This is a genomic window from Methanobrevibacter curvatus (genome assembly GCF_001639295.1).
GTDB classification, from domain to species: domain Archaea; phylum Methanobacteriota; class Methanobacteria; order Methanobacteriales; family Methanobacteriaceae; genus Methanoflexus; species Methanoflexus curvatus.
The window spans coordinates 21,327-35,659 of sequence record NZ_LWMV01000032.1; the positions used below are offsets into that span (position 1 = coordinate 21,327).

General features: G+C 25.2%; 10 protein-coding genes. 4 read left to right on the forward strand and 6 right to left on the reverse strand.

All coding sequences use genetic code 11. From position 1 onward, the window contains the following. Positions 1 to 650: 650 nt before the first annotated feature. From MBCUR_RS01165 to MBCUR_RS01190, 6 genes are all read right to left on the reverse strand, one after another. The gene (locus MBCUR_RS01165; RefSeq protein ID WP_067089187.1) at positions 651 to 1,874 is read right to left on the reverse strand and encodes an outer membrane protein assembly factor BamB family protein; all 1,224 of its coding nucleotides are present in this window, start codon (positions 1,872 to 1,874) and stop codon (positions 651 to 653) included. 65 nt (positions 1,875 to 1,939) lie between these two features. Further along, positions 1,940 to 3,220 carry an ABC transporter permease gene (locus MBCUR_RS01170; protein WP_394329071.1) on the reverse strand — a complete coding sequence of 427 codons (1,281 nt, stop codon included), beginning with the start codon at positions 3,218 to 3,220 and terminating at the stop codon, positions 1,940 to 1,942. Continuing rightward, entirely contained in the window at positions 3,220 to 4,353 is a 1,134-nt protein-coding gene (locus tag MBCUR_RS01175) for an ATP-binding cassette domain-containing protein (protein ID WP_067089193.1), read from the reverse strand. The genes MBCUR_RS01170 and MBCUR_RS01175 overlap by 1 nt, the downstream gene beginning before the upstream one ends. 253 nt (positions 4,354 to 4,606) lie before the next feature. Further along, complete coding sequence (locus MBCUR_RS01180) at positions 4,607 to 5,065, reverse strand: PadR family transcriptional regulator (RefSeq protein ID WP_084269387.1); 459 nt, start codon at positions 5,063 to 5,065, stop codon at positions 4,607 to 4,609. A gap of 415 nt (positions 5,066 to 5,480) precedes the next feature. Continuing rightward, on the reverse strand, positions 5,481 to 6,206 hold the full coding sequence (locus MBCUR_RS01185; RefSeq protein ID WP_067089195.1) for a class I SAM-dependent methyltransferase: 726 nt from the start codon (positions 6,204 to 6,206) through the stop codon (positions 5,481 to 5,483). Between the two features lie 455 nt (positions 6,207 to 6,661). Continuing rightward, positions 6,662 to 6,916 (reverse strand): hypothetical protein, encoded by a 255-nt coding sequence (locus MBCUR_RS01190; protein ID WP_067089198.1) that lies wholly within the window; start codon positions 6,914 to 6,916, stop codon positions 6,662 to 6,664. A gap of 533 nt (positions 6,917 to 7,449) precedes the next feature. Here MBCUR_RS01190 and MBCUR_RS01195 point away from each other — a divergent pair. The 4 genes from MBCUR_RS01195 (at position 7,450) to MBCUR_RS01210 (ending at position 14,090) form a co-directional block, all read left to right on the forward strand. After that, a complete protein-coding gene (locus MBCUR_RS01195) occupies positions 7,450 to 9,291 on the forward strand; it encodes a threonine--tRNA ligase (protein ID WP_067089201.1) in 1,842 nt (613 codons plus the stop codon). A gap of 84 nt (positions 9,292 to 9,375) precedes the next feature. Next, complete coding sequence (locus MBCUR_RS01200; protein WP_067089204.1) at positions 9,376 to 11,763, forward strand: DEAD/DEAH box helicase; 2,388 nt, start codon at positions 9,376 to 9,378, stop codon at positions 11,761 to 11,763. Between the two features lie 1,143 nt (positions 11,764 to 12,906). Beyond that, positions 12,907 to 13,662 (forward strand): BRO-N domain-containing protein, encoded by a 756-nt coding sequence (locus MBCUR_RS01205; RefSeq protein WP_245637264.1) that lies wholly within the window; start codon positions 12,907 to 12,909, stop codon positions 13,660 to 13,662. A gap of 224 nt (positions 13,663 to 13,886) precedes the next feature. Further along, complete coding sequence (locus tag MBCUR_RS01210; protein WP_067089206.1) at positions 13,887 to 14,090, forward strand: hypothetical protein; 204 nt, start codon at positions 13,887 to 13,889, stop codon at positions 14,088 to 14,090. Positions 14,091 to 14,333 lie beyond the last annotated feature (243 nt).

Consider the following 14,333-nt stretch of genomic DNA (forward strand, 5'->3'; position numbering starts at 1 on the left):
TTTTCTAAATAATATTTCAATACTTATTTAATAATTAAAAATACTTATTTAATAATTAAAAATACTTATTTAAAATATTTAAATAAAAATTAATAAAAATTAAATAAAATATTTTAAGATATGACTCTAGATTGAAAAATATTAAATATTACTAAAAATATGCATTATGAATTTTTTTAAGAATCTAAGATTCTTGTCTTATAAAAAGTTATTTAAATCAATAATAGACAATTAAAAAGTAATAAAATTTTTTTTAAATTTTTTTAACTAATCTTTAATTAATCATATATTGAAAAAAATGAAACATTTTATAAAATATAAAAAAATTTTTTTATATGCATTAATAAATTTTAATATTCTACTTTTAAATAATTTTCCTTTTGAACATAACCATTAAGTTTATATATAAAAAGCAATTTATTAAAAAATTTTAAAAAAAGAAATAAAAATATTAAAAAAATAAAATTTGAATAAAAAAAAATTTTGTTCATAGAGGTAGATTTCAACTGTAAAATCATATAAAATTTTTTAAATGAAATATAAAAATAAATAAATTAAAAAAATACATAAAAATAAATTAAAAAAATAATTAAAATAATAAAATAAAATAATAAAATAAATTATTATTATTTACTCTCTAAAAGAATAAATTATCTATTTTTTCTTTTAAAAATAATATAAACGGCTATTACAGCAATTACTATTACAACGACAATAATAACTGTGTAGTAAACAAAAATACTAGTTGGAGTAGATTCTTTATCAATATTAATAGAGTAAATATATGAATCTTGACTAGAAACAAACAATGATTGACCATATATAACAGGAGATGAGCTAATGGCTTTATTAAATAATAAAGTGCCTGGATTATATTTTAATTTTTCTTGACCTGTATATTTATTTAAGAAATAAAGAGATCCATCGTCTGCTCCAAATATTACTGTGTCATTAGTCAGAGCAGCTGTTGATTTAATGGCTGAACCAATATTATTTTCCCATTTAAATGTTCCATCTCTTAAATCAATTGATGTAAATTTTCCATTATCAGAACCAATGTAAAGGGAATTTTCTCTTAAATCAATTGTTGGTGATGATTGAACTGGCTTTTTCATTTCATAGGAAAATATTAACTTCCCAGTATCACTTGAAAGAGCATATAAATTCCCATCATTACTTCCAAAGTATACCTTACCATCGCCGTAAGCTGGAGATGAAACTATACCATCACCACATACATAGTCATAAATTTCAGAACCATCAGCTTTGTTTATTGCAATAAAAGTACCATCATCTCCACCTACATATACAGTGTTGTTTACAACAAGAGGTGCAGATTTAATGGCTCCTGGAAGTTTTATTTCCCAAATTTTAGATCCATCATCAATATCTAATGCATGAAGCTTTCCATTATTATCTCCAAAGTAAACTATTCCATTATCTACAGTGGCTGTTGATTCTATTGACTTTTCAGCATTGTACTTCCAAAGAACCTTTTCATTGTTTATGTCAAATTTATAAAAATATCCTTTATGAGTTCCAATGAACAAATCACTTCCATTAATAACTGGAGAAGCTGTTATCTCTTCTTTAAAATCATAAGTCCAATTTATATCTCCATTTTCCATGATGATTGAATATAGTACACCCTTTTCATTTATTTCAAAGATATTTGTATCCTTTATTGCTGGAGATGAAAATATTGGAGCTTTTAAGTCTAATGTCCATATATTTGAAACAAAGTCTCCTACTTCCTCAATGAATCCTGTATGCTGAATATTATTTTGAAAATTACTCCAATCTGCTCCTGAAGCAGCTCCAACAGATGATAAAAAAACTAAGCAAATAAAGATTCCTAAAAATTTATTTTTCATTTTAACACTCTCTTTAACACTTAAAAATTAAACAATTAACATATAAAAAAATACCTGTATAAAAATTATGCATCTCTGTTAAATCTAACAACCCCTAATGCAAAGAACACAACAGTAAAACCAAGTAAAACTGCAACATCTATCCAAATATCTCCTAATCCTGCACCTTTTAACATTATTCCTCTCATAGCATCGTTGAAGTATGTTAATGGACAAATGTAAGCTATTTTTTGGAAAATCCAAGGCATTGTCTCAACTGGATAGAAAACTCCTGAAACAAACATCATTGGCATTGTAAAAGGCATTACCATCTGAGTGTAGTCCTCTTGAGTTGAAGATGTAGCTGAAACCATTATTCCAAAACCAACAAATGTTAAAGCACCAATAACCATCATTACAACAGCTAAAATCCAACTTCCATTAATTGTTATGTTAAACAAAACAACAGCCGTGACAAGTAGAATCATGGCCCTTATGGTTTCTATGATTAATTTAGAAGCTATTTTTCCACCAACAACAGTGGAAATACTTGTTGGTGTCATAAATAATCTTATTAACTCTCCAGTTTCACGTTCTCCAGCAATAGACTGACCCATACCCATCATACAACTCATCATTATTGTCATTGCTAAAATAGCTGGAACTAAAAAATCAATGTATTCAATATCGCCGTATATTCTATTTACTTGAAGATTAATAGTATTTGTAATACTTGTTAATTCATTTGAAAGTGAACTTGACAAACCAAAAGAATTTGAAGAATCACTAGAACCATCATTAGTATTGCTTCCATCATCAACAGTAGTGGATGAAGAATTTGAGGCTGAAGCTCCACTTGAACTTCCACTAGAATCTTTGGAAATAGCTTGAGTTTGTAATGATATGGAAGAGAGTTTTTCCATTCCAATAAGTGAACCAATTTTTGTAAAAAGTCCTTGAGTTGTTGGAACAATAGTTTGACTTGCAATTTGATCCGAAGAGTCTAAATATAAAACAACCGTCTTAGCACTGCTATCCGAAATATTTTCATAGTTCGAAGGTAGTATAATCGTAGCTTTAACACTTCCATCATCAACAAGTTCTTTACCTGCTTCTACATCTGTTGTAATGTTTTTAACATCAAATAAAGACATGTCTTTAATGGCCATTAATGTAGAATCTGTAATATTTCCATGACTTTGTTCTACAATAGCTATTGGAACATTTTCAATTGAACCACCCATTCCATAACCAAACAATGCTATCATCAATATTGGGAATATAAATAATGAAATTAATCGAGGTTTATGCCTCCATAAAGATAAAAGATCTTTTTTAAACATCCAAAAGAATTTTTTAAACATCATTATTCACCTACATCAGCTTTATTGTATTTTTTTGAGGTTAAATCTACAAAAACATCTTCAAGAGATGGATCATTAGTGGATATGGAAGTTACCAAACCTTGATTTTTTAAAATTATTCCAATGACATTATTTATGCCTCTATTGTCAGAAAATTGATCTATATCCGCAGTGATTCTACCATGGTCATCATATTTAACACTGTAAACATTATGTAAATCCTTTATTTCATTAATTATGTTTTCATTAATATTTTCAGCCATTAAAGTCAACTGTGTAGTAGGAACATAAGCATCTAATTCCTTCTTAAGATCTTCCTTTAAAATATTATCTGAACTATTACTAATAGCTGAATTAGCTGAATTGCTAATTTTTGAGTCATTGTTAAATAAAACTTCATCTTTGAGTTCATTAAGTAGTGGATTAGATTTAATGAATAAGTCTTCTTTTTCTTTCATTAAATTATCTTTAAGCTTTTGTGGAGTATCAAATGCTGCTAATTTACCATTATTCATAATAGCTATGTTTTCACAGAGTTTTTCAACTTCATACATGTCATGAGAACATAAAATTATTGTATGACCATTGTCATTTAGTTCTTGAATTAAATCCCATAAAACCATCTTTGTTGTAGGATCTAAACCAATTGTAGGTTCATCCAAAAATAAAATATCTGGTCTATGAATTAAACTTGCAACAACAGATACCTTCTGCTTTTGACCACCAGACATTTGTTTTACTAATTTATTTTCAGCATATTTAATGTCTACCAGTTCCATTAAGTCGTCAATTCTATCTTCTTTTTCATCTTTAGTTAATCCATAGTAATCAGCACATAGTTCAACATTCTCACGAGCAGTTAAATCAGAGTATAGACTTACAAGCTGTGGAACCATGCCTATTTTTTCTCTAACTTGATTAGGATTTTTTTTAATGTCTAATCCAGAAACATTAGCAGATCCAAATGTTGGTTGGGTTAAACATGTGAGCATTTTTATTGATGTTGTTTTTCCAGCACCATTAGGTCCTAAAAAACCAAAAATACTTTTATTTTTAACTTTCATATCCAATGCATCTACAGCTAAAAAATTTCCATATTTTTTAGTTAATTCATTGGTTTCAATTGCATACTTCATTTAAACACCAAAAATTAATAAATTTTTTTAAATTTTTAATTTTTTTTAAATTAAATTTTTTTAAATTTTTTTATAATAAAACTTAAGATAATAATAAATATAAATAATTAAGAAAATTTAGATAATTATAATAATAAATTATAGATAATTAAAGAGATTAATAAATAGATTATAGATAATTAAATAAATTAAATAGATTAGTTAAATAGATTATAGATAATTAAATAAATTAAATAAATAAATTAAATAAAAATCAATCCTCATTATCAAAAAAATTTTCTTTAAAGAATTCTTTAAATATTGGAGGAGTTTTAATAGCTATTAAGGTTTTAATTTTTTCTAAAAACAAAGTTCCCTTTTTAGTTATTTCATAATATTTAATTTTTCTTTTACCATCCATTTCTTCTGACCCCTTGATAAAACCTCCCAGTTCAAGAGCTTTTAAAAGGGGATATATACGATTTGATCCAAAAGGCTGTTTTTTTTTAGAATTGTTAAAATCTATATCTTCATCTTCAATAGATTTATCCCATCCTTCATTTAATTTCTTTAATACAGCATATCCATAGGTTCTTTCTTTAGATATTATCCATAAAACCATAATCCTGAGCATTTTTTTGTGAAATATGTCTTTATAAGTATGGTTTTTTAAAATATGCTTATCAAATCGTGAAAATTCAGGGTTTTGATCACAATCGTTTTCACAGTCCATTTTATCCTTTCCAAATATATTTCATCTCCAATATTCAAATAAAATAGAAATATTTCTTATAAATAGATTAAATAAATTTATAGACTATAAAAGTAAGATTTATAGACTATTTAAAAATTTATAGGCTATTAAAAGTTATAGACTATTAAAAGCTATAGACCATTAAAAAGATATTATATAATTTTGAAAACATTATTGTAATTTTCAAAATTTATAATTTAAAATAAAATAATTTGCAAATATTTTCTATTTATATCCAATATTGGATATATCCATTTTAAATTATATCATATATAAACCTTTTGAAAAAAAGTATTTAAATCTAAATAAAATTTATATTTGTTAAAAAAGCATGTTAAAAATTAAGTTAAAAGTCTATGATTTAAAAGAATGCACTGTTAAAAAAGAAAAAAAATTAAAATACTCTAAAATCCACTACAACATGACTAACACCAGGAGAATATTTTTTAATTAGAGTAGTATCTAATAGTTCAATCTTTTTATCTGGTGCAATTTCTTTTATTCTCTTTAATGGGCGAGTATGAATTAATTTATCTGGAGTCGTTTCATGATAATGCAGGATGCCCCCTTCTTTTAAACTATCAATGGCTGATTTTAAAAAATGATGAGTAGTTTTAATATATCCCATAATAACCCTATCAAGATAATAATTCTTAGCTAAAATAGAAGAATCACCTAAAATAGGTTTTATTTTATCATATAAATTGTTTAAATAAATATTTTCTTTTAAATAATAAAAAGAATCAGGATTAATTTCAATGGCTATTATTTGTTTTGGGTTTGAATATTTAGCTATTGGAATTGAAAAATAACCAATTCCAGCAAACATATCTAAAATTTCTTCACCATCTTTGACTTGTTTAGCTATTCTAACACGTTCATTAATATTTCCTTTAGACCACATTACTTTAGATAAATCTAATTTAAATAAGCAACCATTTTCTTTATGAATTGTTTCAGTATTAGAACCAGCTAAAATTTCTATGTTTGGTTTTCTTAACTGTCCATGGATTTTGTTGATTTTAATAATTGTTTTAACATTATGTTTAGTTAATAAATCATTAATATCATTTGGATACTTATCTAAGACTAAAATTTCCCCAATTTTTTTGTACTTCATATTATCAATTATAAACTCTTTAAAATAATAAACATATTAAAAAAACATAAAAAGAATTAAAAAAACATAAAAAAGATATTATTTTAACCTTTCAAGAGGCAGATTTTAGTGAACTATTTTTACAAAAAATCTTTTGTTAAACCATGAATTTATTATTTCAATGTCTAAATATTTTTTTTATAAACTGTATCTCTATGACCTGCTTTAATAATGCTAATTATCTTTTTATTTTCAATAATTTCATAAAATATTCTATAATTACCTTTTTTTTACTTCTAATGTGTTTAAATTGCCTGATAATAGCTTAAATGAATAAGGATTGTTTTCAATTTCTTTAATTCCTTTTAAAATGATGGTTGCAGTTTGTTTGTCTTTTTTAGATAAAAGTTCTATATAATTTCTAAATCTACCAGAATAGTTAACTTATATTCTTTCAAGCAAACTACTCCTTAAATTTATAAATCTATTCCTAAATTTTTTGCAAAATCATTTATATCCATTTCTACAAAGTCACCATTGTCCATTTCTTTTTTAATTTCAGCTATTTCTTCTGCAAGTTCTTGACATTCTTCTGAAATTTCACTGAAATTTAAAATATAATCTCCATTATCCAGATGTTTCCATTTAACTATTTTTTTTCCTTTAATTTTATCTAATATTTCTTGTGGAACTTCAATTTGATTGCTTTTTAAAATTGATTCAATTACCATTTATAACACCATTTAATATTATATGCTTTTATTTATTTAAATTTTATTATTTATATGCAAAGCTGTCAGCATAAGAAAAATATTTTTCAAAACATCATTACTTTCATAAAAAAAATTAAATTAAATTAAAATTGAAATTGAAATTTTTTATAAATGAACTTTTAATTAGTAATAACTATCATGAAAATTATATTTAAAATTCCTTAACTTGACATAATTGATTAAGAACAACAAAATACTTTAATAAAAAAAAATATATTTAAATTTATATTATAATTGATTAATATACTTAATATCCTATTCAAAATATATAAAAATTGAACTAAATAAGTTCTTTGGAAATGTAATTTAACTAAAAAATTATAGCTAGAAATAATAAAATTAATAAATCTAGTAAAATTAGTAAAAATTAATAGAATAAAAGATTAATAAAAATAATAAAATTTAATAAAAATAATAAAATAATAATATTAATAATATTAATAATAATGTTAATAATAATAAACAATTTAAATATATATTAAAGTGATAAAATGAGAGTACTTTTAATTCATTCTGATTATTTAAAATATCAAACTAAAAACAAGACTAAAATAGCTGAAGAAATAGATGAAGAAAAAAAAGAAGGATTTTTTGAAGAATCATTAGTTGTCTTTTCAGCTGTAGAAAAGGAAGATGAAAATAAAGAAAAACAGGTTGTAAAAAACCTTGTTAAAGAAATAATTGCTGTTCAAGAAGATATTAAAGCAAAAAATATTATAATTTACCCTTATGCCCATTTATCCTCTTCTTTAAGTTCCCCTAAAGTGGCCATTAAAATTTTAAAAGATTTGGAATCTAAGTTAAGTGAAGAGGATTTTGATGTATTTAGGGTGCCATTTGGTTGGTATAAGTCATTTGAAGTATCCTGTAAAGGACACCCATTATCTGAACTTTCAAGAACCATTAATGGAGAAAAAGATGGTGATGATGAAAGTGATGATGAAATAAGTTTTGGTAAAGATCCACGATTTATAATTCTTGATAATGATAAATTAATTGCTCCAGAAGATTATAAATATAAAAATAAAGATTTAAAACACCTTATTGACTATGAACTTAAAAATACATCTCCAACTAATAAAGAACCACCTCATGTTAAATTAATGAAAGAAAAAGAGCTATGTGATTATGAATTTGCATCAGATGTTGGTCATTTAAAATGGTTCCCTAAAGGAAAACTTGTAAGAGAGCTTTTAATTGATTATGTTTACAATTTAGTTGTGGAAAATGGAGCAATGCCTATAGAAACACCTATTATGTATGATTTAGAGAACAATGCCATTAATGAACATGCAGCTAAATTTGGTGAGAGGCAATACAAAATACAAACTAAAAAAGAATTGATGTTAAGATTTGCCTGTTGTTTTGGTGCTTTTAGAGTATTATCAGAGCCATTTTTAACATGGAAAAACCTTCCAGCAAGAGTATATGAATTATCTACCTACAGTTTTAGATATGAAAAAAGAGGAGAGGTTGTAGGTTTAAAACGTTTAAGAGGATTTACAATGCCAGATTGGCATACTGCATGTGCAGATATGAATCAAGCATTAATTGAATTTGAAAAACAAGTAGCCATTTGTTTTAAAACTGGTGTTGATTTAAAAATAAACTATGAAATTATTTTTAGAGCCACAGAAGATTTTTATGAAGAAAACAAACAATGGATGCATAATGTAGCTAAATCTATAAATAAACCATTGGTTTTAGAATTAATTCCTGAAAGAAAACATTATTGGGTATGCAAAATGGATTTTGCAGCCATTGATGCATTAGGAAGACCTATTGAAAATCCTACTGTCCAAATCGATGTTGAAAGTGGTAAAAGATTTGGAATTACTTATTTAGGAGAAGATGGAGAGGAACATTATCCTATAATTCTTCATGACAGCCCTACTGGAAGTATTGAAAGAGTTATTTGTAGCTTACTTGAAAAAACAGCCATTGAAATCAATGAAAAGCCACCTATGCTTCCACTTTGGTTATCTCCAACACAAGTGAGAATAATTCCAATTGGAGAAGCACATCTTGATTTTGCAAGTGAAATAGCTAAAAAATTAGAAAATAAAAATATCCGTGTTGACATTGATGATAGAGATGATAGAATAGGTAAAAAAATAAGAAACAGTGGAAAAGAATGGATTCCATACACAATAGTTATTGGAGATAAAGAATTAAATAGTGATACTTTTAATGTGTCTATAAGAGAGAAAAAAGATAAAAAAGACATGACTTTAGAGGATTTAGTAAGTGAAATACAGATTTCAACTGAAGGACTTCCATTTAAAAAATTAACTCTTCCAAAAACTCTTTCAAAGAGAATTAATTTCCAATAAACCATTGAATTTTAATAAACTATTAAATTTCAATAAATATCCAATTATTGTAAAAATAATTTTATATCTCTACTTAAGGATACAATGGTAAATTATATAAAACATCCCAGAATAAAAGAAAATACTGCTGAAAAAAGATTGTATCAACAAGTATTAGCAGCAAATGTATTAAAAAAAGGCAACACCATGATAGTTGCACCAACAGCTTTGGGAAAAACATTAATAGCTATTTTAGTTGCTGCTGAAAGATTAAAACAAATGAAAGACTCAAAAATTCTTATTTTAGCTCCAAGCAAGCCATTGACCCTCCAACACGAAGAAAGCTTTAGACATTTTTTAAATGTTCCAATATCTTCTATTACTGGCACAGTAAAAGTGGAAGATAGGAAAATAATATGGGAAGAATCTCAAGTTATATGTGCAACTCCCCAAACTGTTGAATCTGACTTATTAAACAAAAGATATTCACTTGAAAATATTTCATTGATTGTTTTTGATGAAGCTCATCATGCTACAGGCTCATATTCATATGTTTACCTTGCTGGAAGATATATTCAGGAGAATAAATCCCCTTTGATTTTAGGTTTAACTGCTTCACCAGGTTTTGAAAAAGAAAAAATTCAAACTGTTTGTGAAAACCTTTTTATTGAAGACATTGTAATAAAAACTGAAGAGGACAGTGATGTTAAACCATATTTTAATCCTATTGAAATAGATTGGATTAAAGTTAAAATGAGTAAAGAACTTGAAAAAATTAAAGAATCATTAGATAAGTCCTTAAAACCTCGTTTAAAAGGATTAAAATCCATGAATGTAATAAAAAGCATCTCAGTAGGTAAAAAAGAAATTTTAAATGCAAGGACAGTTGTTCAAAGAAGAATAGCTCATTCTTCTAATCCACCAAAGGAATGTTTCAATGCAATTTCAATAATTACATCAGTAATTAATATTCAGCATGCTTTAGAACTTCTTGAAACTCAAGGAATACACACATTGGTTAAATATCTAAATAGCTTAAAACAGAAAAATACAAAAGCAGCTAAAGGTTTATTGGCTGATACAAATTTTTCAAAGGCTGTTTCATTAACTGAAAGAGCATATAGAAATGGCTTTGAACATCCAAAACTAAGAGTATTAATAGAAATTTTAAAAGAAGAGTTAAATATTACTGATGATAAGCAATTAAAATTTAATGAAAATAAAATAAATAAAAATGAAACAAACCAAAATGAGATAAATAAAAATGAAACAAAGCAAAATAAGGCAAATAAATCTAGAATAATAGTTTTCACTCAATACAGAGATACATTAGAAATTATTCATGAAAAATGTCAAAAAGAAAAAATAAATTCTGTTGAATTTTTTGGTCAAGCAGCCAAGAATGGTAAAAAAGGTTTAAAGCAAAAAGAACAAAAAGAAATAATAAAAGACTTTAAAAATGGAATATACGATGTTTTAATATCAACAAGTGTTGCAGAAGAAGGTATTGATATACCATCGGTTGATTTAGTAATTTTATATGAACCAGTCCCTTCAGAAGTTAGAATGATACAAAGAAGAGGACGAACAGGACGAAAAGCACTTGGAAAGATGAAAGTTCTTGTTACGGAAAAAACAAGAGATGAAGCATACTACTACTCCAGCAGATACAGAGAAAATAAAATGAAAGATTATCTAAGTAAAGAAGATTTAGATGGTATAAAATTAAAGCCATTTGAGAATCCAGAAATTAAAAAAGATTATGAAAAAAAGCCAAACACCATTTATGATAAAATAAATCAAGAATTAGAAGAAAATGATAAATTAGATTTAAAAGAGCAAAGAGTAGTGGTTTATGCTGATTCAAGAGAATCTAGTTCTAAAGTTTTAAAGTCATTGGACTATTTAAAAGTTAATATTATCATTAAATCAATGACTGTTGCTGATTATCAAGTTAGTCAAGATGTAGCTATTGAAAGAAAAACTACTAAAGATTTTATTGATTCAATTATTGATAAACGTCTATTTAAACAAGCTAAAAGAATGAAAGAAGAATTTAAAAAGCCAATTATGATTCTTGAAGGCGATGATTTATATGGTGGATTTCTATCTCCTGAAGCAATACGAGGCTCAATAGCTTCAATTTCTCTTGACTATGGGATTAGTATTATTCCATCTAGAAATCCTGAAGACACTGCTGCTTTGATTAGAAGAATGGCTATTAGAGAACAAAAAAATGAAAAAGTTGAAATATCAATAAGAACCGAGAAAAAACCATTAAATACCATTGATCAGCAACATTACATAGTTGAATCTCTTCCAGGAATTGGTCCTGTTAATGCTAAAAAACTTCTTGAAAGTTTTTCATCTATAAAAAATATAATTAATGCAGATAAATCTCAGTTAATGGAAGTCGATGGAATTGGAGATAAAATGGCTGATAACATAATTAATGTAGTTGAAAGCGAATATAAAAAAATAAATAGAAAATAAATAGGAAAATAAATAGAAAAGATTTTTAACTAAAAAAACAAAAAAAATTAAGTATTTAAAACCAAAAAGTCTTAACTTGACAGAATTATAAAAATACAACTTTAAGCTTAATATTTTTTCATATTTGATACTTTCAAAAAAAAATTAGTCTATTGCTGATGACTTTAAAAGTTTTAAGTTAAAATCAATTTTTGAATTTTTTTAAATTTTAGGGTTGTTTACCTCTAAATTATTCTTTTTTATTTTACTATATTATTTTAATAACTTTTTTTAAAAGTAGAAATAAAAAATTTGAGAAACATTACAAAGAAAAGATATTTTTTCTTAAATATATTTTCAGAATTTATTAATATTTTCATCGATTTTAAACATAAAAATAATAAAATAATAATTATTCAATTATTTAAAACTGAAACATTTTAATTGAAAAATTAATTAAAAATAGTATAGGTTTTTATCAGGGTGTCTGAAAACCCATGAAAAAATATGGATTAAAATCCCCTAAAATTTTAAATTGAATAGTAAATAAAACTACTTTAGTAAAAGTACAATTGTATAATTTTGTAAATTTAAATTAAAGGTCAATTAAATCGAAATATTTAAATATAGTGAAATATACATTATTATTTAGTGATTACAATGAATATTCCACTAAATCCAATTTAAATGACCTTATCGGAATTTGTTTTCCAAAGTAGTTAAACTTATCGACTCTAGACAATTTCAACAGGAATTAGCTAAAAATAAGCTAAATAGTATTAAAAACATTGAATCATGTTAAATAGCTTTATTATATTCATTTTTCAAATTATTCGTCTATAATATTTTTAACCAAATAAAAAAAACTCTGAAAACCTTAAAAATTTTTAAATAGCTAAAAAAAATAAGTTACAATCATTGAAAAATTTTTAATTAATGTTTTAATTAAATTTTACTCATTTCTATAAAATATAAATTGAAATTTATATTAAAATACAATTATATTAAAATTATATTAAAAAATCAAAATTTATATTAAAATATAATTATATTAAAAAATTACTAAAACAAAAGCTAAAAAAAGTAAAACATTAAATATACTTTATATTAAATAGCAATATTACAACAGTATTAAAAAAAAGAATTAAATAAGGAAACTTTAAAATGGCTAATAAAAATCAAATAAAATTATTTCAAAACTACAAAATAAGAAGTGTTTGGAAAGATGAAGATGAAGAATGGTATTTTTCAGTTATAGATGTTGTAGGAGTACTTAGTGAAAGTAAAAATCCCAATAATTACTGGAAAGTATTAAAACATAGGCTTAAAAAAGAAGGAAGTGAGATGGTTACAAATTGTAACCAACTGAAATTAAAATCTACAGATGGTAAATTTTATAAAACAGATGTTGCAAATGCAGAACAGTTATTCAGAATAATTCAAACCATACCCTCACCAAAAGCAGAACCATTCAAACTATGGCTAGCAAAAGTAGGACAAGAAAGACTAGACGAAATAGCAGACCCACAACTAGCAATAGAAAGAGCAATAAGCAACTATAGAAAAAAAGGCTACAGTGAAGACTGGATAACACAAAGACTAAAAACAATAGAATCAAGAAAAGATCTTACTGGAGAATGGAACCGAGCAGGAGTCAAAGAAGGAATTGAATATGCAATTTTAACCAATGAAGTAACCAAAGCATGGTCAGGAATGACAACAAAAGAATATAAAAAATACAAAGAACTTAAAAAAGAAAACCTAAGAGATAACATGAGCAATGCTGAATTAGTTCTAAACATGGGCTGTAAGTATCCACCACTGAAATATCTAAATCTGAAAATCCTAAAGGATTTAGTGAGAGCAAAAATATTGCTAAAAGAGGAGGAAATATTGCAGGAACTGCTCGTAAAAATTTAGAACAGCAAACAAAAAAACCAGTAATAACAAAACGAAATGCTGATGATCCTGAATTATTAGATAATAAAAAACACATTTAAATAATATAGAAAACGATTTAGAATAGAATCCAGCTACAAACTAATAAATCAAGCACGAACACACCCCACTACAAAAAAACTAGCACTAAGACTACTATACATAGGACTAGGTCTTCTACTAATCAACATCTGGATCTACATCCAATGGACACAACTCAGCACACCACAACAAGGCGGATGCCAAAAAGCAACTTGGACATTCAAAAACATGCTAAAACAAATCAACCGAACAATCAAAGAAAAACTAGGATTCAACAACAAAATAACAATCTAAAAAACAACAAACCCACAAAAAAACCTAAAAATACACATAAAAAACCTAAAAACCAAACCCAAAAAACAACATAACATAAAAAAACCAATTATAGTGAAAGACAAAAATTTTTTAAGTAATATGATTTATATTTGTATTTTTAATTTTACGAGTTTTTTGTCGTGTAAATGTAGAAATAATGTCTAAATAATTCTTTTAAATAAGTATCATTTTCGATATATTTTGTGGATAATTTATGCTTTACAGAGTACCATACTCTTTCTATAGGGTTTATATCTGAAGAATATTTTTCTAAAAATACTAATTTAATATTTAGT